This is a genomic window from Cellulomonas sp. FA1, assembly GCF_000986825.1.
Lineage (GTDB): Bacteria > Actinomycetota > Actinomycetes > Actinomycetales > Cellulomonadaceae > Cellulomonas > Cellulomonas iranensis.
This window is the reverse complement of record NZ_LBMY01000001.1, coordinates 1,680,576-1,704,207: the sequence shown is the minus strand read 5'-3', so window position 1 is coordinate 1,704,207 and position 23,632 is coordinate 1,680,576. Positions and strand designations below refer to the sequence as shown.

21 protein-coding genes are annotated in these 23,632 nt (G+C 75.6%); 4 read left to right on the top strand and 17 right to left on the bottom strand.

Annotated elements, in window-relative coordinates; all coding sequences use genetic code 11:
• Positions 1 to 40: 40 nt before the first annotated feature.
• Positions 41 to 853, top strand: a complete 813-nt coding sequence (locus GY42_RS07565) for an exodeoxyribonuclease III (protein ID WP_046528871.1) — start codon at positions 41 to 43, stop codon at positions 851 to 853.
• Positions 854 to 919: 66 nt separating this feature from the next.
• Here the strand turns inward: GY42_RS07565 and GY42_RS07560 are convergent, their stop codons facing one another.
• The 15 genes from GY42_RS07560 to GY42_RS07490 form a co-directional block, all read right to left on the bottom strand.
• Positions 920 to 2,167, bottom strand: a complete 1,248-nt coding sequence (locus GY42_RS07560) for an ABC transporter permease (RefSeq protein WP_046528870.1) — start codon at positions 2,165 to 2,167, stop codon at positions 920 to 922.
• Complete coding sequence (locus GY42_RS07555) at positions 2,164 to 2,889, bottom strand: ABC transporter ATP-binding protein (RefSeq protein ID WP_082131404.1); 726 nt, start codon at positions 2,887 to 2,889, stop codon at positions 2,164 to 2,166. Before GY42_RS07555 ends, GY42_RS07560 begins: the two co-directional genes overlap by 4 nt.
• Positions 2,886 to 4,532, bottom strand: a complete 1,647-nt coding sequence (locus GY42_RS07550) for a hypothetical protein (RefSeq protein ID WP_236686745.1) — start codon at positions 4,530 to 4,532, stop codon at positions 2,886 to 2,888. Before GY42_RS07550 ends, GY42_RS07555 begins: the two co-directional genes overlap by 4 nt.
• A 28-nt stretch (positions 4,533 to 4,560) precedes the next feature.
• Positions 4,561 to 5,565 carry a hypothetical protein gene (locus GY42_RS07545; protein WP_046528868.1) on the bottom strand — a complete coding sequence of 335 codons (1,005 nt, stop codon included), beginning with the start codon at positions 5,563 to 5,565 and terminating at the stop codon, positions 4,561 to 4,563.
• A gap of 172 nt (positions 5,566 to 5,737) precedes the next feature.
• On the bottom strand, positions 5,738 to 6,946 hold the full coding sequence (locus GY42_RS07540) for an ABC transporter permease (RefSeq protein WP_046528867.1): 1,209 nt from the start codon (positions 6,944 to 6,946) through the stop codon (positions 5,738 to 5,740).
• Positions 6,943 to 7,743: an ABC transporter ATP-binding protein gene (locus tag GY42_RS07535; RefSeq protein WP_046530685.1), complete on the bottom strand. Its 801-nt coding sequence runs from the start codon at positions 7,741 to 7,743 to the stop codon at positions 6,943 to 6,945. Before GY42_RS07535 ends, GY42_RS07540 begins: the two co-directional genes overlap by 4 nt.
• Entirely contained in the window at positions 7,740 to 8,768 is a 1,029-nt protein-coding gene (locus GY42_RS07530; RefSeq protein ID WP_046528866.1) for a secretion protein HlyD, read from the bottom strand. The genes GY42_RS07535 and GY42_RS07530 overlap by 4 nt, the downstream gene beginning before the upstream one ends.
• Positions 8,769 to 8,936: 168 nt before the next feature.
• Positions 8,937 to 9,617 (bottom strand): hypothetical protein, encoded by a 681-nt coding sequence (locus GY42_RS07525; RefSeq protein WP_152667239.1) that lies wholly within the window; start codon positions 9,615 to 9,617, stop codon positions 8,937 to 8,939.
• A 267-nt stretch (positions 9,618 to 9,884) separates the two neighbouring features.
• Positions 9,885 to 11,126, bottom strand: coding sequence for a galactokinase (gene galK, locus GY42_RS07520; RefSeq protein ID WP_046530684.1), 1,242 nt, complete (start codon positions 11,124 to 11,126; stop codon positions 9,885 to 9,887).
• Between the two features lie 74 nt (positions 11,127 to 11,200).
• The gene (gene galT, locus GY42_RS07515) at positions 11,201 to 12,424 is read right to left on the bottom strand and encodes a galactose-1-phosphate uridylyltransferase (protein ID WP_046528864.1); all 1,224 of its coding nucleotides are present in this window, start codon (positions 12,422 to 12,424) and stop codon (positions 11,201 to 11,203) included.
• Positions 12,421 to 13,224 (bottom strand): DeoR/GlpR family DNA-binding transcription regulator, encoded by an 804-nt coding sequence (locus tag GY42_RS07510; RefSeq protein WP_046528863.1) that lies wholly within the window; start codon positions 13,222 to 13,224, stop codon positions 12,421 to 12,423. Before GY42_RS07510 ends, galT begins: the two co-directional genes overlap by 4 nt.
• A gap of 180 nt (positions 13,225 to 13,404) precedes the next feature.
• A complete protein-coding gene (locus tag GY42_RS07505) occupies positions 13,405 to 14,571 on the bottom strand; it encodes an Mrp/NBP35 family ATP-binding protein (protein WP_046528862.1) in 1,167 nt (388 codons plus the stop codon).
• A gap of 51 nt (positions 14,572 to 14,622) precedes the next feature.
• Complete coding sequence (locus GY42_RS07500; protein ID WP_046528861.1) at positions 14,623 to 15,171, bottom strand: DUF1003 domain-containing protein; 549 nt, start codon at positions 15,169 to 15,171, stop codon at positions 14,623 to 14,625.
• Positions 15,164 to 16,477: a magnesium transporter MgtE N-terminal domain-containing protein gene (locus GY42_RS07495; protein WP_046528860.1), complete on the bottom strand. Its 1,314-nt coding sequence runs from the start codon at positions 16,475 to 16,477 to the stop codon at positions 15,164 to 15,166. Before GY42_RS07495 ends, GY42_RS07500 begins: the two co-directional genes overlap by 8 nt.
• Before the next feature lie 99 nt (positions 16,478 to 16,576).
• Entirely contained in the window at positions 16,577 to 17,392 is an 816-nt protein-coding gene (locus tag GY42_RS07490; protein WP_046528859.1) for a siderophore-interacting protein, read from the bottom strand.
• 147 nt (positions 17,393 to 17,539) lie between these two features.
• Between GY42_RS07490 and GY42_RS19790 the strand changes: the two genes are divergently transcribed.
• Positions 17,540 to 18,427, top strand: coding sequence for a general stress protein (locus GY42_RS19790; RefSeq protein WP_236686743.1), 888 nt, complete (start codon positions 17,540 to 17,542; stop codon positions 18,425 to 18,427).
• Here GY42_RS19790 and GY42_RS07480 read toward each other — a convergent pair.
• On the bottom strand, positions 18,354 to 19,904 hold the full coding sequence (locus tag GY42_RS07480; RefSeq protein ID WP_046528858.1) for an aminopeptidase P N-terminal domain-containing protein: 1,551 nt from the start codon (positions 19,902 to 19,904) through the stop codon (positions 18,354 to 18,356). The genes GY42_RS19790 and GY42_RS07480 overlap by 74 nt on opposite strands.
• Before the next feature lie 72 nt (positions 19,905 to 19,976).
• On the opposite strand from GY42_RS07480, the gene GY42_RS07475 reads away from it, so the two are divergent.
• Together GY42_RS07475 and GY42_RS07470 are read left to right on the top strand one after the other, a co-directional pair.
• Complete coding sequence (locus GY42_RS07475) at positions 19,977 to 20,819, top strand: PHP domain-containing protein (protein ID WP_046530682.1); 843 nt, start codon at positions 19,977 to 19,979, stop codon at positions 20,817 to 20,819.
• Positions 20,816 to 21,436 carry a MarC family protein gene (locus GY42_RS07470; RefSeq protein WP_046528857.1) on the top strand — a complete coding sequence of 207 codons (621 nt, stop codon included), beginning with the start codon at positions 20,816 to 20,818 and terminating at the stop codon, positions 21,434 to 21,436. Before GY42_RS07475 ends, GY42_RS07470 begins: the two co-directional genes overlap by 4 nt.
• A gap of 78 nt (positions 21,437 to 21,514) precedes the next feature.
• Here the strand turns inward: GY42_RS07470 and GY42_RS07465 are convergent, their stop codons facing one another.
• Positions 21,515 to 23,302 (bottom strand): DEAD/DEAH box helicase, encoded by a 1,788-nt coding sequence (locus tag GY42_RS07465; protein WP_046528856.1) that lies wholly within the window; start codon positions 23,300 to 23,302, stop codon positions 21,515 to 21,517.
• Positions 23,303 to 23,632: the final 330 nt, after the last annotated feature.

Genomic DNA, 23,632 nt, shown 5'->3' with positions numbered 1-23,632 from the left:
GGCCGCCGGCGGTGTCGGTGGCGTGGGGCAGGATGGCCGCGTGCTGACAGTCGCCACGGTCAACGTCAACGGGATCCGCGCCGCGTTCCGGCGCGGCATGGGGGAATGGCTCGACGTCCGCAAGCCGGACGTGCTGCTGCTGCAGGAGGTGCGCGGCAGCGACGAGATCCTCGCCGACCACCTCTCGCCCGACGAGTGGCACCTCGCGCACGAGGCCGGCCACGCCAAGGGGCGGGCGGGCGTCGCGATCGCGACCCGGCTGCCCATGAGCGCCGTGCGGATCGGGCTCGGCACGGGTGTCACCGGGGACGCCGGCCGGTGGGTCGAGGCCGACCTCGAGGTCGCGGGGGAGGACGGGACACCCGCCCGGACGCTGACGGTCGTGTCGGCGTACCTGCACTCCGGGACGGTCGGGACGCCGTCGATGGACGAGAAGTTCGCGTTCCTCGAGCACGTCACCGCGCGGCTCGCCGAGCTGACGGCCGACGGTCGGCTCGCGGTGGTTGCGGGCGACGTGAACATCGCGCACCGCGAGGTCGACATCAAGAACTGGCGCGGCAACGTCAAGAAGGCGGGCTTCCTGCCCGAGGAGCGCGCCTACCTCGACCGCTGGTTCGACGACCTCGGGTGGCGCGACCTCGGTCGCGAGCACGGTGGCGACGGCCCCGGGCCGTTCACGTGGTGGTCGTGGCGCGGGCAGGCGTTCGACAACGACGCGGGCTGGCGCATCGACTACCAGCTGGCGACGCCGGCGCTCGCGGAGCTCGCACGCACGGTGACGGTCGACCGTGCCGCGACGTACGACGCCCGGTTCTCCGACCACGCCCCGCTCGTCGCGGAGTACGCGCTCTGACCGCACGCGACGGCGGCCCGCGGACCAGGTCCGCGGACCGCCGTCGTCGCGAGGCGGAGGGGTCCGTCAGACCCCGCCGCGCAGCGCCGAGATCGGCTCGATCGACGCGGCCTTGAGCGACGGGTAGAGCCCCGCCAGCAGGCCGATGAACCCGCCCGCGAGGGCGGCGACGCCGACCATGCGCAGGTCGAGGATCGGGGTCCAGCTCTGCACGGCGGACACGGTCGTCACGGCCGCGACGCCGAGCGCCGCGCCGACCATGCCGCCGAGCAGCCCGACCACCACGGACTCGACCATGAACTGCGCGGCGATCTGCCGCCGCGTCGCCCCCAGCGCGCGGCGCAGGCCGATCTCGCCGACCCGTTCGAGCACCGACAGCAGCGTGACGTTCGCGATGCCCACCCCGCCGATGAGGAGGGCGACGGCACCCAGGGCCAGGAAGATCGTGTTGATGTCCGCCTGGACGCTCTGGCGGACCGACGACGTCGACGGCGGCGCCTGGACCGTCACCGTCTCCGGAGAGTTCGGGTTCAGCGCGGTCGGCAGCTGGGACGCCACCACGGGGCCGGCGGCCACCGCGATGTGCAGGTGCAGCTCCTGCGCCGACGTGAGACCCAGGTCGGTGCGTGCGGTGCCCATCGGCAGGACCACGGCCGACCGCATGTCGGTGCGGCGCACCATGCCGTCCACCACGCCGATCACCTGGTAGGCGCGGTCGCCGATGAAGATCGACGGCTGGCGGTCGACCCGGCTCACCCCCAGGCGCTGCGCCGCGTCGACGCCGAGCACGACGACGCGGTCGCCGCGCGCGTCGTGGCCCTCGTCGAAGAAGCGGCCCTGCACGACCCGCCCGTCGAGGGCGTCGAGCGCGTGCGCGGTCGTCGCCAGCAGCGTGGGGCTCGTGACCCGCGCCGCCGAGGGGTCGTGCACGGGCACGGCGGTGACGTCCCGGTCGCCGGCGTCGACCTCGGCGACGAGCGCGGCGGCGTCGACGCCGTTGAGCCGCTCGGCCCGGTCGGGTGCGTCCCACGGCAGCGGAGCGAGCGAGCGCGCGTTGCCGTCGAACCCGCGGTTCGTGGCCGGCTTCGCGACGGCCTGCGTCGCGGCCACGGCGTCGAACTGCTTGTTGATCTGCCCGGCGGCGGTCTGCGCGAGCCCGACCGTCACGACGACCGACGCGATGCCGAGCACCGTGCCGAGGATCGTGAGGACCAGACGGCCCGGCCGGGCGCCGATGCCGGCCGCCGCCTCGGCGAGCAGGTCGCGCGGGCCGAACCGGTCGGTGCGGGGCACGCGCTGCGCGACGGCAGTCATGCGATCTCCCGCAGGTGCCCGTCGGCGATGCGGACGCGCCGCTGCGCACGTGCCGACACGTCGTCCTCGTGCGTGATGACGAGCAGCGTGAGGCCACCGGCGTGCAGCTCGTCGAACAGCTCGAGCACCGCCTCCGAGCTCTCCGAGTCAAGGTTGCCGGTCGGCTCGTCCGCGAGGAGCACGCGCGGCTGCGACACCACGGCGCGTGCGACGGCGGTGCGCTGGCGCTCGCCGCCCGACAGCACCGTCGGCGGGAAGTCGAGGCGGTGGGACAGTCCGACGCGTTCGAGCGCGGCGACGGCGCGGTCGCGGCGCTCCGCGCGCGGCACACCGCTGTAGATGGTCGCGAGCAGCACGTTCTCCAGCACCGAGCGGTGCGGCAGCAGGTGGAACGCCTGGAAGACGAAACCGATGTGCCCGGCCCGCAGCGCCGCCCGCTCGCGTTCGCCCGCGTGCGCCGTCGGGATGCCGTCGAGCAGGTACTCGCCGTCCGACGGCCGGTCCAGCAGGCCCAGCAGGTTGAGCAGCGTCGACTTCCCGGACCCCGAGGGCCCCACGACCGACAGGTACTCACCGGCGCCGACGCGCAGGTCGGCCGGGTGCAGGGCGTGCACGGGCGGGTCGCCGGGGAACTGGCGCGTCACGCCGCGCAGCTCGACGACCGGCGGGACCTCGGACGGCGACTCCGGGGGCGCGTCGCCGAGCAGGTCCAGGACCGTCACGCGTCCTCCCCGGACTCGTCCGACCCGTCACCGTCGCCGTCGGACGCGGCGCTCACGCCCACGACGACGAGGTCGCCCGCCTTCAGCGGCTGCTTCGCGTCGCTGATCTCGACGAACCCCGAGGCCGCGAGGCCGGTGGTCACCTCGACGAGCGTGCTCGTGCCGTCCGCCATGACCTCGATCCGGCTCTCGCCGCCCGGTCCCGCGGTGAGCGCCGCGAGCGGGACCGCGAGGACCTCGCCGTCGGTCGAGCTGACGGGCACGCGCACGCGCACGTTGCTGCCCTGGATCGACGTGAGCTGCTCGGGCGTGAGCTCGCCGACCGTGAAGACGACCCGGCGGCGGTCGCCCGCGGGGGCCTTCGCGCCGTCGTCGGACCCGGCGCCCGACGCGGCGTCCGGCTTCGCGTCGGGCTCCGTGACCTCGGCGACCGTCACGGGGACGTCGGTGCCGTCGACGCTCATGGTGCCGACCGTGCCGGGCGTGAGGAGCTCGGCGTCGGCGCGCGACGCGCTCGCCGTGACCTGCACCGTCGCGCCGGACACGCTCATGAACTTGCCCTGGACGACCCCGCCGCGCTCGACCGAGACCGCGTCGACGCGCCGCGGCAGCGACGGCAGGTACACGACCTCGTTGGCCGGGAGCGGGGTCAGCGCGTCGGTCTGCGCCTCGGCGAGCGCGTCGCGCGCGGCCTTGAGCTGGTCCTGCGCCGACCGCACCGCGTCCCGCTCGGCGGTGGTGTCCGGCGCGACGTCGAGCGCGGCGCGCTCGGCCCGCGCCGTGCCGAGCGCGGACTCGGCGGCGACGAACGCGGGGGCCGCGCAGCTCGCCACCGACGGGTCCCGGTACTGCGGCCCGGGCTCGGCGCCTTCGGGCGTCGCGGGCACGGGAGGCTTCGCGCACTCCTGGCGCAGGAACGTCAGCTCGGCCTCGGCCACCCGCACGGCGCCGTCGAGCTGGGCGACCGACTGCCCCGCGGCGCCGCCCCTGCCCGCGCTCGCGAGCGCCGACTGCGCCGTGCGCACGCCGGCCTCCGCGCTGGTCACCGCCTCCTGCGCGGCGCGCACGGCGCCCGTGACCTCCTCGCCGCCGGTGGGGGCCTCGTAGCCGACCTTCTGGTACAGGGCGCGCACACCGGCGGCGGTGGTCGAGTCGTAGGTCGCACCCCCCGGGTCGCCGCCGTCGATCCCGACCGCGCGCAGCGCGGCCTTGAGCTGCTGCACGTCGGGCCCGGAGACCCCTGCGCGCAGCGTGCGGTACGTGGGCAGGTCGCCGGGCAGGGCGATCACGGGGCGACCCGCGACCTCGAGCACCACCGTGGCGGGGTCGACCGTCGCGCCGACCTCCTTGACCTGACCGGTGACGACGGCCGGGCCGCCGAGGTCGCCGACCTCGACCGTGAGGTCGACCGGGTCGTCGTAGCCGACGTCGCCGCGCAGGACCACCTCGTTGCCGATGACGCGGCTCTCGACGGGGACCGTGATGGGCCCGGCCGTGGGGGCGGCGGCGTTGGCGGCCGCCTGCCCGGGCGACACGATCAGGCGGGACAGCCCGAGGCCCGCCGCGAGGCACACCACGGCGACGACGGCCATGGCGACGATGGTGCGGCGGCCGCCGCTGACATGGCTCGAGACCGTGCTCACGATGAACTCTTCTGCTCGGCGCGGCGCGTCACTTCGACGCGGTCTGCTTGTCGGCGATCGCCTGGAGCTGGGCGCCGTACTTGTCCCACATGCGCTTCTCCAGCGCGAGGTTGGCCGCCTTCAGGGCGTCGGCGTACCCGGCGGAGTCCTTGCACGTCCAGTCCGCGGTCGCGAGCGCGATCTCCTTCTTCTTCAGCTCGGCCATCTTCGTGGCGTCGGGCTGGTAGTCGAAGTTCGCGAGCTCCTCGTCGGTGGCACCCTCCGGCGGTGCGACCGAGTCGTACAGGCCGCTGAGCTCGTCGTAGACGCTCTGCCGTGCCTCGTCGGGCGTCGCGAAGTCGTAGCCGGCGTCGGCGAGGCACGAGGCCCACTTCTCCTGCGCCTCACGGAGCTTCGGGTCGTCGGCCATGTTCTCGTACTCGGCGCTCATCTCGTCGCTGAGCTGCTTCATCGCCGGGTCGTCCCAGAGCTGGTTCTCCTCGTAGACCTCGTGCTGGGCCTTGCCCTGGCACCCGGCCTCCTCCCAGTTGTACTCGTACTCGGCCTCCGCCTCGGGGTCGGCGTCGGGGTCGACCTCGGGGGCCGCGCCGTACAGCGCCTCGTAGAACGCGGTCTGCTCGCCCTCGGACATGCCGGCGACGTAGTCGGCGTTGGGGTCGACCTGCTCCTCGCCGCTCGTGGCGCCGCCGAACAGCTCGTCGCTCGTCGACGCGCCGTAGCCGTACTGCTCCGCGAACTCGCGCGACTCCCAGTCGGGCGCGTCCTCGCCGCCCATGACGCCCTGCGACCCGGTCTGCGGGACGTTCGGGGCGTACTCGAAGCCCTGCTCGCTCATGCACGCGGCGACGATCTCCTCGGCCCGGCGCTGCTGCTCGGTCGCCTCGTCCTGGTCGTAGGAGCCCCCGATCTTCTCGAAGAAGGCGGTCAGGGGGCCCGTCTCGGCGTCCGACGGCGACGAGTCCCCGCTCGTGCAGCCCGCGAGGACGAGGGCCGCGATCGCGGCGGCGACGGGCAGGACGGTGGTACGACGCATCGGTGGGCCTCTCGGAAGGGGTCGCGACGAGCGGGGATCGGGCACTCGGTCACCGACGCCCGCGACGGGCGTCACGGCGACCCTAGCGAAGCCCCGGTTGCGGGGTGGTCATTCTGCGGTATGAGAGCGAGGCCGGGGTTGGCATCCCCGAGACGGGTGTCCGGGGCCCCCGTCAGTAGCGGATCGCGTCGATCACCTTGACGCGCACGGCGACCGTGGCGGGGATGAGCCCGGCCAGCGCCCCGACACCCGTCGCGCACACCAAGCCGATCAGCGCGGCCGACACGGGGAACGGCGGACGGTCCTGGACGCCCCCGCCGAACAGCACGTCGACGGGCACGTTCTTGATGATCGCGACCGCGAGCACGATGCCCACGAGACCGGCCACGAGGGTCGCGACCACCGACTCCATGAGCACGCCGAAGAAGATGCGCCCGGACGTCGCCCCGAACGACCGACGGATCCCGATCTCACGGATCCGGTGGCGCACGGTCACGAGGGCGATGTTCACGAGGCCCAGGCCGCCGAGCAGCAGGGCGATGCCCCCGACCCCGAGCGCGACCCACCGCGCAGCGCCGTCGAGCGCGCTGTACCCGGACCCGCGGTTGTCCCACACGCTGACCTGCCACCCGGGGAGCACGGCTGCGACGTCGCGCGCCAGCCGGTCGGACAGGTCGCCGGCGACCTCGGGCGGCACCCACACCTTGAGGGTCGGCGCGGGCTGGCCCGGGCCGGTGGTCCCGGCCGGCACGTACCAGCGCACGAGCTGCTCGTACAGCACCATGGCCTGCGGCGTCTCGCCCTGCCAGCGCTGCGGCGTCACCCCGACGATCGCTGCGCGCACGGGGTGGTCGTCGCCGAGCAGGACGGTCGGGTGGCCTGCGAGGTCGTCGAGGCCGAGCGCGGCGAGGAACGCCGGGTTGACGACGAGTACGGGGGCGAACGCGTCGGCGTCGGCGTCGGCGAACCACCGCCCGTCCTCGACCGAGATGCGCTGCATGACCGCGAGGTCGGGGTCCACGGCCCGCACGTCGACGCGCCGGGTGCCGTCGGGGAAGCGGAACGGGACCTGGGTGTACCAGTCGCGCGAGGCCCACGTGATGTCGTAGCGCTCGAGGGCGCGCGCGTACGCGGCGTCGAGCTCGGTCGGCGCCGCCGCCTGCTCGGACTGCGGCCACGCGTCGACCCCGAGGGTCACCTGCCGGCCCGAGTCGCGTTCCAGGGTCTCGGCGTAGCCCTGCGTGAGCATCTGGACCGCCGCCGTCACGGCGGTGATCGCGGCGACCGCGACGGCCACGCCGACGAGTGCGAGCAGGACCCGCAGCTTGTGCAGCCGCAGCTCGTCCCAGGCCTCGACGATCGCGCCGACGACCCCGGTCACGGCTGCACCTGCGCGGGGACGGAGGGGCCGATCTCGGGCACGGCGGCGCCGGGGAGCCGGCGCGTCCCCGGCATGGTCGGCACGTCGCCCACCCACTCGTGCGCCGCGCCGTGCAGGTCGACGGGCACCAGGACGCCCTCGGCGAGCCGGTAGTGGCGCTGCGCGCGGGCCGCCACCGCCAGGTCGTGCGTGATGGTGACGAGCGCCGCACCGGTGATCGACGCGATCTCGTCGAGCAGCGCCATGACCTCCTGGCCCGTCTCGACGTCCAGCGCGCCGGTCGGCTCGTCGGCGAGGATCACGCGCGGTCCGCGGACGAGCGCGCGGGCGATGGCGACGCGCTGCTGCTCGCCGCCCGACAGCTTCTCGGGCAGGGTGTCCAGGCGGTCGCCGAGCCCGACGCGCTCGAGCATCTGCGCGGCGATCGTCCGGCGCCGCCAGAACTGCCGTCCCGGCGCGTACATCAGCGGTGCCGCGACGTTCTCCAGCGCGGTACGACCGGGCAGCAGGTTGAACTGCTGGAACACGAACCCGAAGTCGCGCCCCCGGCGGCGCGTGCGCTCCCTGCCGGACAGCCGCCCGATCGGGACGCCCTCGAGGCGGTACTCGCCGTCCGTGGGCGCGTCGAGCAGGCCGAGGATGTTGAGCAGGGTCGACTTGCCGGTGCCCGAACGTCCGACGACGGCGACGTGCTCGCCCGCCCCGACCGTGAGCGTGACGCCCCGCAGGATCTCGAGCAGACGGTCGTCGGGCAGCCGCACGGACCGGGTCACCCCGGTGAGCTCGAGCAGGCTCATCCGCCGCACACCGCCGGGTCGTACCGGGCCGGGTCGCCGCAGTCGACCTCGTCGTCGCCCACGGGGACCGGCACGAACTGCAGCACCTGGTCACCGAGGGCGAGGCCCTCGGTGATCTGGACGACCTCGCCGTCGGTCAGGCCGAGGCCCACGCTGCGCTGCTCGGGCTCGGCGTCGGGCGACGCGACGACCCACACGTTCCCGCGCTGGACGGTGCCCTGGACCGCCGTGACGGGGACGACGACCGCGTCCGCCGCGGTGCCGTTGACGATCTCGAGGTCGGCGCCGAGGCCGGGGAACGCCGTGACGTCCGCGGGCACCGCGCACGTCACGGTGCCCGACGCCGACGCGCCGTCCGTGCCCGGCTCGGCGGGGTCGGCGCCCGGCGGCGGCGCGGCGGCGCCGACGCGCAGCTGCGTGCACACGAACGGTGCGGGGCCGCCCTTGAGGGTGACCTGGGCCTCGGTCGGCGCGCCGACGAGGCGGTACTGCTGGTCGGGCGTGAGCGTGCCGGTGACCGACAGCGACCCGGGGGCGACGTTGCCGAGCGTGTCGCCGACCGACACGACCTGGTCCTTGAGGGTCGGCAGGGACAGCGTGCCCGCGACCGGTGCCGTGACCTTCTCGAGGACGACCTTGGGGGCGCGCTCGGTCACCGTGGTCTCGCCCGTCTCGGGGTCGGTCCTGGTGAGCGGGTCGCGCGGGGTCTCCTGGCGGATCTCGAGGACGGGTGTGCCGGCGTCGACGTGCTGGCCGTCCGTCGCGAGCAGCTTCGACACCGTGCCGGCGAGCGTGGCGCGGACGGCGACCGGCGGGTCCGCGGCGACCGAGGCGGTGACCTTCACGGTGTTGGTGATGCTGCCCGTGGTCGCCTCGACGGTCGGCTCGACGACGCGCCCGGTGGGCTGCTCGCCGGTGGCCTGGGTGCTGACGTCGGCGCCCGCGAACGCGATCTTCACGAGCGCGACGGCGATCACCGCCCAGACGAGCAGTCGCAGGCTGGGGAAGACGTAACGGCGGACCACGGTGCGTGGTGCTCCTCACGGGGGTCGACGACGGACCGCGGCGACGGGAGGGTGCGTCGGCCACCTGGCGCGTCGCACGCTACTACGCGGTGAGGAGTAGCGGGCCCGAATCGGCGACCGGATCTGCCGCGGTCGTGCACGGGGCGCCGCAGCCCCCGGATCCGCGGGTCAGTCCCCGGCGGGCGGCCACGTGAGGACCCACGCGTCCAGCTCCGCCCGGTGCTGCTCGACGTACGCCGTCTGCGCCGCGCGGACGGCGTCGTCGACGGTCCGCGCGAGCCCCACCCGCTCGTCGCAGCCGACGTCGGCGGTCGCGACGCGCAGCTCGAGCTCGCGCAGCTCGCTGCGCCGCGGCTCGGGGATCGGCCCCGCCCCGCCGGGGCGGGCGGCGTCGACCTTGCCCTGCACGTCGGCGCGCGCGTCGTCCGGGGTCTCGTACCCCGGGACCCCCGCGTCGTCCATGCAGACCCGCCACTCCTCCTCCAGGGCGGCCACGGCGGGGGAGTCCCTCGCCTCGGCGTTCAGGCGCGACGCCTCGTGGAAGAAGTGCACGAACGTCTCGTCGGACCAGGCGTCGTCGCCGTCGGGCTGCAGCGCCGCGCAGCCGGGCTCGCCGACGGGGCCGTCGAGGGCGAGCGTGTACGCCTCGCGCTCGGCTGGGCTCATCGCCGCGACCATCTCCTGGTTGGGGTCCTCGGCGGTCTGCTCCGAGGTGGACGTGCCGAGGCCCTCGACCATGCCGTAGCCGTGCTCACGCGTCCACGCGGAGTCGCCGCCCGGTGCCCAGACGACGCCGGACGACCAGGTGTCCCCGAACGGCACGTGGTCGAAGCCTGCGCGTGCATGCACGCCGCGACGGCGTCGGCGCCGGCGACGCGCGCGCGCTCGGCCGCGGCCGTGGTGCGCGCGAGGTACTCGGCGGTGTACTCGTTCAGCGGGCCGGCCATGGTCGGTGCGTCCGTCGCGGCCCCGCCGTCGCTGCACGCCGCCGGCGCGGCCGCCACCACGACGGCTGCCAGCACGGTCCGGACGGCCCGCTGCACCCCTGCCCCGCGTCGCCCCTGCACGAGCAGGACACTAGCCAGGCGGGCGGTGCGGCGGGGCCGGTTCGGCGGGTCAGCCTGCCGGCGGTGCCGCGACGGCCACCGCGAACGCGGGTGCGGCGAGGCCGCGCTCGGCGAAGGCCGCGGCCACCGCGCCGGCGACCCCGGCGACGTCGTCCGCCCCGACCAGCGCGATCGCCGAGCCGCCGAACCCGCCGCCCGTCATGCGCGCGCCCCGTGCGCCCGCGGCCCGGGCCGCGTCGACCGCGACGTCGAGCTCGCGGCACGACACCGCGTAGTCGTCGCGCAGCGACGCGTGCGACGCGTCCATGAGCGGGCCCACGGCCTCGACGGCGTCGGCGTCGAGCGCCGCGACGAACGCCGTCACGCGCGCGATCTCGGTGACCACGTGCCGCACGCGCGGCACCAGCGCCTCACCGTCGGGCGTCGCGGCGAGCGCCTCGAGCGCCCACGCGTCGCCGCGCGGGTCGTCCGCGACGTCCCGCAGCGAGCCGACGCCGAGGCGGCGCGCGGCCTCCTCGCACGCGGCCCGCCGCTGCGCGTACTCGCCGTCGACGTGCGAGTGTTCGGCGCGCGTGTCCACCACGAGCAGGGCGAGCCCGTGCGCCGCGAGGTCGAACGGCACGTGCCGCACGGCGCCGTCGCGGCAGTCGAGCAGCAGCGCGTGGCCCGCGCGCGCCCGCAGCGACGCGGCCTGGTCCATGCCGCCGGTCGGGGCGCCGGCCATCTCGTTCTCGGCGCGCACGCACACCGCGGCGAGGGTCGCGCGGCCCGCGTCGTCGGTCGCCGCACCGGCGGCGTCCACCGTCCCGGCCAGGCCCAGGCCGTGCAGCGCGTCGAGCGCGACGGCCACCGACGCCTCGAGCGCCGCCGACGAGGACAGGCCCGCGCCGAACGGCACGCACGAGTCGATCGCGAGGTCGAACCCGCCCACGGCGTGGCCCGCCTCGCGCAGCGCCCACGCGACGCCCACGACGTACGCGGCCCAGCCGCCCACCGCGCCGGGCGCCGCGTCGGCCAGGCGCACCTCGCGCACGCCCGACGGCTCCTGCGCCGAGACCAGCCGCACGACGTCGTCGTCGCGCCGCGCGACCGCGGCGTACGTGCGGTGCGGCAGCGCGATCGGCAGCGCGAGGCCGCCGTTGTAGTCCGTGTGCTCACCGATGAGGTTGACGCGTCCCGGCGCCGACCACACGCCCTCGGGCGCGGCGCCGTAGGTCGCGACGAACAGGTCGCGGGCGCGCCGCGCGCCCTCGGCGCGGTCCCACGCGGGGGTCCAGACGGGCGTCGTCATGTCGTGCTCCGGGGTCGTCGCGTCGGTCGGGGCGGGTGCCGTGGCAGGGTTCCGGGCGGCGTCGCCCGCCGGGCTCACGCGAGCTCCTGGAGGCGACGTGCGATGCGCTCGGGGGTCGTGTCGCTGATCCACGACGCCATGGCCGACTCGACGCCCGCGAGGTACTTGAGCTTGCCCGGCGCGCGCAGCACCGAGAACACCTGCAGGTGCAGGCGTGACACGTCGCGGCCCTCGCGCACGGGCGCCTGGTGCCAGCCGCTGATGTACGGCAGCGGGATCGCCCCGCCGTCGCCGTCGACGAAGAACTGGTCGAGCCGGCGCAGCAGCGTGAGGTAGGTCGTCGCGAGGTCGGCCTTCTCGGCGTCCGTCAGCGCGGGCAGGTCGGGCACGTCGCGGCGCGGCGCGAGGTGCACCTCGACGGGCCAGCGCGCGGCGTACGGCACGTACGCGACCCAGTGCTCGGACTCCAGCACGACGCGCTCGCGGTGCCGCAGCTCGGCGTCGAGCACGTCGCGCAGCAGCACGCGGCCCGTCGCGTCGTGGTGCGCGCGCGCCTGGCGCAGCATCGCGCGGGTCTTCGGCGTGACGTAGGGGAACGCGTAGATCTGCCCGTGCGGGTGGTGCAGCGTGACGCCGATCTCCTTGCCGCGGTTCTCGAAGCAGAAGACCTGCTCGACGCCCGGCAGCGCGGACAGCTCGCGCGTGCGGTCGGTCCAGGCCTCGACGATCGTGCGCATGCGGCGCGGGCTCACGGTGGCGAGCGAGGCGGTCGGGTCGGACGAGAAGCAGATGACCTCGCAGCGGCCGTTCGCCGGCCGGCGCTGCCACAGCGGCTGGCCGTCGACGAGCTCGGTCGCGTCGTCGACGCCGGGGACGGCCATGAGCGAGGGGAACCGATTCTCGAACACGACGACGTCGTAGTCGGTGTCGGGGATCTCGCCGTCCTGGTACGTCGCGCCGGGCTTGGCGGGCGCGAGCGGGTTCGCGTCGGCCGGCGGCAGGAACGTGCGGTTCATGCGGTGCGCGGCCATGGGGATCCACTCGCCCGTGAGCGGGTCGAGCCGCAGCTCGGGGCCGGTGACGGGGTGCGCGACGCCGTCCGCGTCGACGACCGGCGCGAACCGGTCGGGCAGCGGGCGCGGGTCGTCGAGGCGTCGCGTGGCGGCGCCCGAGACGTACGGCTCGGAGTCGTCGAAGTAGAGGAGCTCGCGACCGTCGGCGAGGCGGGTGGACGTGCGGCGCACGCGCGCGGCGACGTCGGGGGCGGTGCTGTCCGTGCGGTGGTCGGGGGTGCTCACGGGGCGTCTCCGGTGACGGGTGCGGGGGTGGCGAGGACGAGCCGGTCGACGGCGGCCTCGAGGTGCGTGCGGGCGTCGGCGGACAGCCCGGTGTCGACGACGAGCGTGTCGATCTCGTCGAACCCGCAGATGCGGGCGAGGCCGACGGTGCCCCACTTGGTGTGGTCGGCGAGCACGGTCGTCGCGGCCGCGCCGCGCACGAGCGCACGGTCGGTCGCGGCCTCGGCGAGGTTGGGGGTCGTGGGCCCGTCGGCGTCCAGGCCGTGCACGCCGAGGAACGCGCGGTCGACGCGCAGGCTCGCGAGGGTCGCGTCGGCGACGGGCCCGACCAGCGCGTCGGACGGCGTGCGGGCCCCGCCGGTCAGGACGACCTCGACGTCGTCGGCGCCGTGCAGGACGTCGGCGACCCGCAGGCCGTTGGTGACGACGGTCAGGGGCCGCAGCGCGGGGTCGGCGGCGATCATCGAGGCGAGCAGCCACGTCGTGGACCCGGCGGACAGCGCGAGCGCCTGACCGGGCTCGACGTCGACCAGCGCGGCCCGCGCGACGCCGGCCTTCTCGGCGGACGCCCACGTGCGCTTGGCCTCGAAGCCGGGCTCGTCGGTCGAGCGCGCGGGCGTCTCGGGGGCGACCGCGCCGCCGTGCACCCGGCGCACGAGCCCGGCGCGCGCGAGCTCGGCGATGTCGCGGCGGACGGTCATGTCGGAGACGTCGAGGGCCGCGACGAGGTCGGCGACGCGCACGGCCCCGTGCGCACGGACCTCGGCGAGGATGCGCTCCTGCCTCTGCGTCGCGAGCATGCGAACAGTATCCATCACGCCCGAACAAAAACCAACAGCCCGGGGGTCTGTGACCCACCGTCGGCAGACCCCTCCACGCCCGAGTGCGGGGTTCTGCCGGTCCGCGGCGTCGAGAACCGGCCGAACCCCGCACTGACGGGCACGACCGGGAGAGGCCGGACGGGGGAGACGCCCCGGCGGTCAGCGGCCGACGGGGGACAGGCCCAACGGACGGCCCGCGAGGTTGCGCGGGCGTCCCGCGAGACCGCGCGCCACCTCACGCAGCGCCACGGCCCCCGGCGAGTCGGGCGCCGTCAGCACCACGGGCGTGCCCCCGTCACCGGCCTCGCGCAGCCGCACGTCGATCGGCACCTGCCCCAGCACGGGCACGTCCGAGCCGATCAGCCGCGTGAGGTTGGCCGCCACGCGCTCGCCGCCGCCCGCGCCGAACAGCTCCAGGCGCGAGCCGTCGGGCTGCTCGAGCCACGCCATGTTCTCGACGACGCCCACGACGCGCTGCCGGGTCTGCACCGCGACCGACCCCGCGCGCTCGGCGACCTCGGCCGCCGCCACCTGCGGCGTCGTCACCACGACGATCTCCGAGCCCGGCAGCAGCTGCGCCACCGAGATCGCGATGTCGCCCGTCCCCGGCGGCAGGTCCAGCAGCAGCACGTCGAGGTCGCCCCAGAACACGTCGGCCAGGAACTGCTGCAGCGCGCGGTGCAGCATCGGACCGCGCCACACCACGGGCTGCCCGGCCGGCACGAACATGCCGATCGACACGACCTTCACGCCGTGCGCCTCGGGCGGCAGCAGCATGTCGTCGACCTTGGTCGGCGGGCGGTCCACGCCCAGCATCCGCGGGATCGAGAAGCCGTAGATGTCGGCGTCGACCACGCCCACGCGCAACCCGTCCGCCGCCATCGCGACCGCGAGGTTCGCCGTCACCGACGACTTGCCGACGCCGCCCTTGCCCGACGCGACGGCGATCACCTTCGTCAGCGAACCCGGCTGCGCGAACGGGATCTGCGGCTCGGCGTCCGTGCCGCGCAGCATCGTGCGCAGCGCGCTGCGCTGCTCGGCGGTCATGACTCCCAGGTCGACCCGCACACCGACCACGCCGTCGAGCGGCGCGACCGCCGCCGTGACGTCACGCGTCAGCGTGTCCTTGAGCGGGCAGCCGGGCGTCGTCAGGTCCAGGCCGACGACGACGAACGTGCCCCCGTCGCGCGGCTCGAGGTCGACGGACCGGATCATCCCCAGCTCGGTGACCGGGCGGTGGATCTCCGGGTCCTGCACACCGGCGAGCGCGGTGCGCACGGCGTCGAGCAGCGGGTCGGCGGGGGAGGAGTCGTCGAGGGGCGGCACGCGACCATCGTAGGTCGGGCGGGCGGGCGGTCCGCGGGCCGTGGGGCCCGCTCAGCGCTCGGGCGCGCCCCGCCGGCCCGGGTCCGGCGCCCGGTGCTCGTCGCCCGCGTCCTCGTGCCCCGCGTTCTCCGCCTGCAGGTCCTCGAGCAGGTTGCGCAGCTCCGAGCGCACGAAGTCGCGCGTCGCGACCTCCGACAGCGCGATGCGCAGCGACGCCATCTCACGCGCCAGGAACTCGGTGTCGGCGAGGTTGCGCTCGGCGCGCTGCCGGTCCTGCTCGGCCTGCACGCGGTCACGGTCCGCCTGCCGGTTCTGCGCGAGCAGGATCAGCGGGGCCGCGTACGACGCCTGCAGCGACAGCATGAGCGTGAGCGCCGTGAACCCGTTCGACGCCTGGTCGAACCGCAGCTCGCGCGGGCCCCACGTGTTCCACGCGAGCCACACGACGCAGAACACCGTGAGCCACACGATGAACCGCGGCGTGCCCAGGAACCGGGCGATCGACTCGGAGATCCGGCCCGACGCGTCCTCGTCCCGCGTGCCGCCCCGCGACAGCAACGACAGGCCGCGCGTGCGCGGCTGGTCCAGGCGCTCAGGCACGGGTCACCCCCGGCGGCGCGCTGCGCACCACGGGCGTGGGACGCGTCGGCGGCCCCGCGTGCACGTCGTCGGTCTCGCGCCAGTCGTCCGGCAGCAGGTGGTCCAGCACGTCGTCGACCGACACCGCGCCCAGCAGGCGGCGCTGCTCGTCGACCACCGGCAGCGCGAGCAGGTTGTACGTCGCGAGCTGGCGCGTCACCGACAGCAGCGGCGCGTCGACCGCGACGGGCTCGAGGTCGGTGTCGACGATCTGCCCGATCGACTCGTGCGGCGGCTCGCGCAGCATGCGCTGCAGGTGCACGACGCCGATGTAGCGCCCCGTGGGCGTCTCGAGCGGCGGCCGCGCGACGAACACGAGCGACGCGAGCGCCGGCGTGAGGTCCTGGCGGCGCACGTGCGCGAGCGCCGCCGCGATCGTCGTCTCGGGCCCGAGGATCACCGGCTCGGTCGTCATCAGGCCGCCGGCGGTGTTGTCCTCGTACGCCAGCAGGCGGCGCACGTCCTTGGCCTCCTCGGGCTCCATGAGCGCGAGGAGCTCGGCGGCCTGCTCGTCGGGCAGCTCGCCCAGCAGGTCGGCCGCGTCGTCGGGCTCCATGGCCTCGAGCACGTCGGCCGCGCGGCCCCGCTCGAGGTTGCCGAGGATCGCGACCTGGTCGTCCTCCGGGAGCTCCTCGAGCACGTCGGCGAGGCGCTCGTCGTCCAGCGCGGACGCGACCTCCAGCCGCCGGGTCGAGCCCATCTCGTGCAGCACGTCGGCGAGGTCCGCGGGCTTGAGGTCCTCGTACTGCGCGAGCAGCAGCTGCGCGCCCTGCGCGGCCGACGGCCGCCCGAGGCCCACGACGTCCTCGACCGGCACGAGCAGCGTCTCGCCGCGGCGGCGCAGCAGCCCGCCGCGCGGGTCGACGCGCCGCACGAACACCTTGGTCACGAGCCAGTCGCCGTTGCGCTGCAGCTCGATCGCGACGTCCTCGACGCGCGCCTGGCCCGACCCGTCCGCGAGCTCGACCGTGCGGTCGAGCAGCTCGCCCATGACGACCGTCTCGGACGCGCGCTGCTCGAACCGGCGCATGTTCAGCAGGCCCGTCGAGATGACCTGGCCCGCGTCGACCGCCGTCACGCGCGTGAGCGGCAGGAACACGCGTCTGCGCCCCGGGACCTCGACGACCAGCCCCACGGCGCGCGGCGCACCCGTGAGGCGCACGAGCACGACGACGTCGCGCACCCGCCCCACCTCGTCCCCGATGGGGTCGAACACGGTGGTCCCGGCGAGGCGCGCGACGAACACCCGGGTCCCGACGCTGCTCACGGCCGTCAGCCTAGACGCCGCACCGGTGAGCGGCCGGTCGCGCGCCGGTGGCCGGCCGGTGAACGTCGTGCTGCGGCCCGGGGCCGGTCGTCCGGCCCGTCAGCGGGCGGGTCGGGCGCCGTGCCTCCAGTACCCGCAGAAGGTGATGTCGCGCTTGTCGACCCCCCGGGCGACGAGGTGACGGCGCACGCCCGCGGCGAGCGCCTGCTCACCCACGACGAACGCGTAGGGGCGCCCGGCGGGCAGCGTCGCGGCGACGACGGTGCGCAGCGCGAGCACGCCGGGCACGGCGTCGTGGTCGTCGCGTGCGAGCCAGCGCACCTCGACGCCCGCGGGCCCGACGACCGGCTGGGAGTCCTCGGGGGTCGGGACCTCGAGCAGCGCCAGCCCGCGGGCGTCGGCGGGCAGGGACGCGAGGACCCCCAGCGCGGCGGGCAGCCCCGACTCGTCGGCCACGACCAGCGTCCAGTCGTGCGTGCCGTCACCGGCCCAACCGACGCCCTCGTCGAGCAGCGCGACCGGGCTGCCGACCTCGCACCGCGCGGCCCAGCCCGCGGCGCTCGGGGTGGTGGCCGTCACGTCGCCGTGCGCCACCAGGTCGATGTCGATCTCGCCCGGGCGCGCCGCGCGGACCGTGTAGTTGCGCAGCAGGGCCCGCCGCGAGTCGGGCATGGCGAGGAAGCGGGTGTACCCGCGCAGGGTCACGGAGCCCGGCAGGTGCAGGACGTCCTGCCCGGGGCGCGGGACGAACAGCCGGAACCACTGGTCCCAGCCGCGCGGCGTGAACTCGTCCGCGAGCTCGCCGCCGCCCACGGTGACGCGCAGCATGTGGGGGCTCACGCGCTCGCGGGCGAGCACCTCGCCGCGCAGGATGCGCTGGTTCTCGGGCTTGACGTGCTTGCTGCGACTGGCCACGGGTCCTCCGGCGACGTGCGACGCGGGCCTCACGCCCGGCGGCGCAACGGTAAGGTGAGCCTTACCTCACCGTCAATCGCCGGATCGAGCGGCTGACGTTCGGCCCGCTCCCTGGCGACTCCCAGGCACGTGCGGGAGGATCACCCCATGGCGTTCACGCAGCCCCAGCGGATCCCGACGACGCCCACGCTCCCGACGGGCGAGACCGTCGCGCGCTACGGCACCTACCTCGAGGCGCAGAAGGCCGTCGAGCTGCTCGCCGAGAAGTCGTTCCCGGTGCGCGCCGTGACGATCGTCGGCAGCGACCTGCGCATGGTCGAGCGCGTCATCCGGCGGCTCTCCTACCCGAGCGCGGCGCTCGGCGGCTTCCTCTCCGGCGCGTGGTTCGGCCTGTTCGTGGGGCTGATCCTCACGCTGTTCTCGCCGACCGGCGGGCCCGGCATCATGCTGCCCGCGATCCTGCTCGGCGGTGCGTTCGGCCTGCTGCTGTCGGTCATCGGCTACTCGTTCACGCGCGGCCGGCGCGACTTCGCGTCCGCGAGCCAGATCGTCGCGACCTCGTACTCGGTGCTGTGCCAGGCCGAGCACGCGCACAAGGCCCGGAACCTGCTCGCCGAGACGGGGGGAGTCGTGTCCGGGTGGCCCGAGCCGGTCGCACCGCCCGCGCCGCCCGTCGGTCCGCCGCCCTCGGCCCCGGGCACCGGGTACCCGCCGCCCGTGGCCGACGCGCCCGCCGGGTCGCCCACCCCGCCGCAGCCCGTCCCGCCGCAGCCCGGCACGCCGTACCCGCCGGCCGCGCCGCCCCAGGCCGGGACCCCGCGCAGCCCGGCACCCCGCCGCCGCCCCCGGGCCCGGGCCCGGGGAGCGTCTGACCCCGCGCGCACCACGACGCACGACGAGGGCCGCACCACCCGCGGGTGGTGCGGCCCTCGTGCGTCCGCGTCACGGCCCGTGCGGGCGGTCAGCCCTCGCGCAGGGCCGCCATCCACGCCTCGACCGCGTCGGGGTCGCGCGGCAGCGCGGCCGACAGGTTGACGTTGCCGTCGGCCGTCAGCAGCACGTCGTCCTCGATGCGCACGCCGATCCCGCGGTACTCCGCGGGCACCAGCAGGTCGTCGGACTTGAAGTACAGGCCCGGCTCGATCGTGAACACCATGCCGGGCTCCAGCACGCCGTCGAGGTACAGCTCGGCGCGCGCCTGCGCGCAGTCGTGCACGTCGAGGCCCAGGTGGTGGCTCGTGCCGTGCACCATCCACCGGCGGTGGTGCTGGTTGTCGGGGTCGAGCGACTCCTCGGCGCTCACCGGCAGCAGCCCCCACTCCTCGAGGCGCGCCGCGAGCACGCGCATCGCGGCGTCGTGCACGTCACGGAACCGCGCCCCCGGCACGGCCGCCGCGAAGCCCGCGTCCGCCGCGTCGAGCACGGCCTGGTACACGCGGCGCTGCACGTCCGTGAACGTGCCGTCGACGGGCAGCGTGCGCGTCACGTCCGCCGTGTACAGCGAGTCGACCTCGACGCCCGCGTCGACCAGCACGAGCTCGCCCGCGCGCACCCGGCCGTCGTTGTCGGTCCAGTGCAGCGTCGTCGCGTGCTCGCCCGCGGCCGCGATCGTCGTGTAGCCGACGTCGTTGCCCTCCTCGCGCGCGTGCCCCAGGAACGTGCCCTCGATGACGCGCTCGCCGCGCCGGTGCGCGACCGCGCGCGGCAACGACCGCACGACCTTCTCGAAGCCCGCGACCGTCGCGTCGACCGCGAGCTGCAGCTGCGCGACCTCGTACGCGTCCTTGAGCAGGCGCAGCTCGGACACGGCCTCGGCGAGCAGCGCGTCCGCCTCGCCTGTGGACTCCTCGCCGCGGATCTGCGCGACCACCTCGTCGACGGCCTCGTCGGCCTCCGGGACCACGAGCAGCTGCACGCCACCGGCGCCGACGTCCTTGGCGAGCGCGTCCCGCAGGTCGTCGAGGTGCGCCGTCTCGACGCCCGTGACGGTCGCGACCTCGTCGAGCGTCGGGCGGGCGCCCACCCAGAACTCGCCGTACCGCGCGTCGGAGAAGAACTCGGGCGTGTCGCGGCCCGCGAGCGGGTTCATGTACAGCACCGCGTGGTGCGCGCTGCCGTCGTCGCCCGTGCCGTCGGCCACCGGGTGCAGCACCAGCACGGCGTCGGGCTCCTGCTCGGTGCCCAGGCCCGTGAGGTGCGCGAACGCCGCGTGCGGGCGGAACCGGAAGTCGGTGTCGTTGGAACGCACCTTGAACCGCCCCGCCGGGACCACCAGGCGCCGGCCGGGGAACCGCGCCGACAGCGCGCTGCGGCGCGCCGCCGTGAAGTCCGCGACCTCGGCGCGCGCGGCCGTCGACGGCGGACGCTCGCCCCACCCCGACGTCACGAACTCGACGAACCGTCGCGACTGCGGGCGGTGCGAGCGGTTGGAGCCGCGCGACTCCAGCGGCTGCTCGTCCTGGGCGGGGGTCGGGGTCTCGGACGTGAGGTCGTCCGCGCTCTCGGTGCTCACGCCCCCAGTCTGGCACCGCGGGCCGCACGACGGCCGTCCGGGGTCCCGGTCGCGACCGGCTAGCGTGTGCCGGTGCGCATCGACCTCCACACGCACTCGCGGGCGTCGGACGGCACGCAGACCCCCACCGAGCTCGTGACCGCCGCCCGCGACGCGGGCCTCGACGTCGTCGCCCTCACCGACCACGACACCATGGCCGGCTGGGACGAGGCGGCCGCCGCCGCGCCCGTCGCGGGCGTCGCCCTCGTGCGCGGCACCGAGGTGTCCGCGCGCTCGCACGGCGTCAGCGTGCACCTGCTGTCCTACCTGCAGGACCCCGCGCACCCGGCGCTCGCGGGCGAGCTCGCACGGGCCCGCGACTCGCGCGTGCACCGCGCGCGCAGCATCGTCGAGCGGATGGCGCGCGACGTGCCGATCACGTGGCAGGACGTGCAGGAGCAGGCCCGCGACGCGGTCGTCGTCGGCCGCCCGCACATCGCCGACGCGCTCGTCGCGCTCGGCGTCGTCCCCGACCGGGACGCGGCGTTCGCGCACCTGCTCGCGTCGTCCGGGCCGTACCACGTCGACCACTACGCGCCCGACGCGCCCGCGGCCGTCGCCGCGATCCGCGCGTCCGGCGGCGTCCCCGTGTTCGCGCACCCCGCGGCCGACGCGCGCGGGCGCATCGTGCCCGACCGCGTGTTCGACGAGCTCGCCGAGGCCGGCCTCGCGGGGCTCGAGGTCTTCCACCGCGACCACTCGGCCGAGCAGCGCGAGCGGCTCCTGCGCCTCGCCGACCGGCTCGGGCTGCTCGTCACGGGGTCGAGCGACTACCACGGTGACGGCAAGGCCAACCGGCTGGGGGAGAATCTGACCCGGCCCGAGGTGCTGGACGAGATCGTCCGGCAGGGAACGACGGAGGTGGTGGCGGCGTGAGCGCCGTGCTCGACGTGCAGCTGTTCATCTCGGTGTTCGTCACCCTGTTCGTCATCATGGACCCCCCGGGGACCGTGCCGATCTTCCTCGCGCTCACCGGCTCGATGACGCGCCAGCAGCGCGCACGCGCCGCGCGCCAGGCGATCCTCGTCGCGTTCGGCGTCATCGTCGGCTTCGCGCTGTTCGGCCAGTCGCTGCTCAACTACCTGCACGTCTCGGTCGAGGCGCTGCAGGGCGCGGGCGGCCTGCTGCTGCTGCTCGTCGCGATGGAGCTGCTCACCGGCAAGATGGACAGCAACGAGGGCCTCGAGGGCACGCAGGGCAACGTCGCGCTCGTGCCGCTCGGCACGCCGCTGCTCGCCGGGCCCGGCGCCATCGTCGCGACCATGGTGTTCGTGCAGCAGGCCAGCGAGGCGACCGACTGGGTCGCCATCGCGATCGGCGTCGTGCTCGTCCACCTGTGCCTGTGGCTGTCCATGCGGTTCGCCAACGCGATCCACCGCGTCCTGAAGGACTCCGGGACGATGCTCGTCAGCCGCATCGCCGGTCTGCTGCTCGCCGCGATCGCGGTGCAGCTCCTCGCCGACGCCGTGCTGACGTTCGCGCGCCAGGTCTGACGCGGGCGACCACCCGGGACGACGGAGGCCCTCCCACCGGGCGGTGGGAGGGCCTCCGTCACGTCGCGGGGGCGTCGGTCAGGACTCCGCAGGAGCCGCGGGCGCACCGGCGCCCGACGCGCCGCCGCGCGAGCGACGACGACGGCGGCGACGCGGTGCGTCACCGGCCTCGCCGGCCGTCGACGCGGCGCCGTCCGTCGCGGGGGCGCTCACGGCGGCCGACGAACCGACGGGCTGCTCGGCGCGCGCCGCGCCCTCGCCGCCCGAGCGACCACGACCGCCGCGGCTGCGGCGACGGCCCGCACCCTCGGCGCGGTCGCCGTCGCCCTCCTGGCGCGGGGCGCGGTCACGGTCGCGCGCGCCGTCCCGGCCACCCTCGCGGCGGCCGCCGGCGCGCTCGTCCGAGCGCGTCGGGCGGGCCCCGCCGCCGCGCTTGCCGGTCTCGCCGAGGTCCTCGAGCACCTCGGCGCCCAGGCCGGCGCGCGTCTGCTGCGCCTTCGGCAGCCGGCCCGTCACGCCCTGCGGGATGTCGAGGTCGGTGTGGATGTGGTCGGACGACGAGTACGTCTCGACCGGGTCGGGGATGCCCAGGCCCAGCGCCTTGTCGATGAGGCCCCAGCGCGGCAGGTCGTCCCAGTCGACGAACGTCACGGCCGTGCCCTTGTTGCCCGCGCGGCCCGTGCGGCCCGTGCGGTGCAGGTACGTCTTCTCGTCCTCGGGGCACTGGTAGTTGACGACGTGCGTGACGTCCTCGACGTCGATGCCGCGCGCCGCGACGTCGGTCGCGACGAGCACGTCGACCTTGCCGTGGCGGAACGCGCGCAGCGCCTGCTCGCGCGCGCCCTGCCCGAGGTCGCCGTGCAGCGCGCCCGCCGCGAACCCGCGGTCCACGAGCTCGTCGGCGACCTTGGCGGCCGTGCGCTTGGTGCGCGCGAACACGATGGTCAGGCCGCGGCCCCGGGCCTGCAGGATGCGCGCGAGCAGCTCGACCTTGTCGAGCGCGTGCGCACGGTACGCGACCTGCTTGATGTTCTTGACCGTCGCGCCGTCGTCGTCCGGCGCCGAGGCGCGGATGTGCGTGGGCTGCGACATGTAGCGGCGCGCCATCGCGACGACCGCGCCCGGCATGGTCGCCGAGAACAGCATCGTGTGGCGGTTCGGCGGCGTGGCCGCGAGCAGCTTCTCGACGTCGGGCAGGAAGCCCAGGTCGAGCATCTCGTCGGCCTCGTCGAGCACGACCTCGGTCGCGTGCTTGAGCCGCAGGTGGCGCTGGTTCAGCAGGTCGATCATGCGGCCCGGCGTGCCGACGACCACGTCGGCGCCGCGCTGCAGCGCCTCGACCTGCGGCTCGTAGGCCCGCCCGCCGTACACCTGCACGATGCGGACCTTGCGGCCCGTCGAGGCCATCGCGAGGTCGCCCGCGACCTGCACGGCCAGCTCGCGCGTCGGCACGACGACGAGGGCCTGCGGCTCGCCCGGTGCGGCGAGCTGCTCGTAGCCCTCCTCGCCGGGGGCGATCACGCGGTGCAGCAGCGGCACGCCGAAGCCGAGGGTCTTGCCGGTGCCGGTCTTGGCCTGGCCGATGATGTCGTGGCCCGACAGCGCGACGGGCAGCGTCATGGCCTGGATCGGGAACGGCCGCTCGATGCCGGCCGCGGCGAGGGCCGCGACGATCTCGGGCCGGACGTCGAAGTCCGCGAAGGTCGCGTCGACGGCCTGCACCGAGGCGGCGCGGCGCGTGCCGGTCACCTGCGTGGGGACCGCGTCGGCGGCTGTGCGGTGCTGGTCGGTGGTGGCGTCGGCGGCGGGGGTGACGGCGGAGGCGTCGTCGAGCGGCGCCTGCGCGAGGGTCTGGTCGGTGCTCACGTGTGGCTCTTCACTGCCAGGGTGGCGGCTCACGTGCGGGCCCGGCGGACGGCGCGGGGTGCGCGTCCGGACCGGGCGGCGACGGGCGCCACGCGGGTCGGCCGGCAGCCGATCGTAGAAGTCGCCCCGCGCGGCGCACCCGGCCGGCACGCCCGGCCGGTGACCGGCGGGCGGCGGCGGTGCGCGTCGTGCGAGGTGTGGCCGGGCGTGTGCCGGACCGGGAACCGAGACGACCGGGCAACCGATGTACGGGTTGTACACGCCCAGCGTACCGGACGGGGGTCGCGCGCGGCCGGGAGCCGGCGGGTGACGCGCCGCCCGGCGCTACGA

Bases quoted from the DNA above. Each gene is read 5' to 3' on its own strand.
- GY42_RS19790 (WP_236686743.1), top strand. From the start codon at position 17,540: ATGGCGTTCACGCAGCCCCAGCGGATCCCGACGACGCCCACGCTCCCG.
- galK (WP_046530684.1), bottom strand. From the start codon at position 11,126: ATGACGACGCCCGTCTGGACCCCCGCGTGGGACCGCGCCGAGGGCGCG.
- GY42_RS07560 (WP_046528870.1), bottom strand. From the start codon at position 2,167: ATGACTGCCGTCGCGCAGCGCGTGCCCCGCACCGACCGGTTCGGCCCG.
- GY42_RS07545 (WP_046528868.1), bottom strand. From the start codon at position 5,565: ATGCGTCGTACCACCGTCCTGCCCGTCGCCGCCGCGATCGCGGCCCTC.
- GY42_RS07510 (WP_046528863.1), bottom strand. From the start codon at position 13,224: ATGCTCGCGACGCAGAGGCAGGAGCGCATCCTCGCCGAGGTCCGTGCG.
- GY42_RS07535 (WP_046530685.1), bottom strand. From the start codon at position 7,743: ATGAGCCTGCTCGAGCTCACCGGGGTGACCCGGTCCGTGCGGCTGCCC.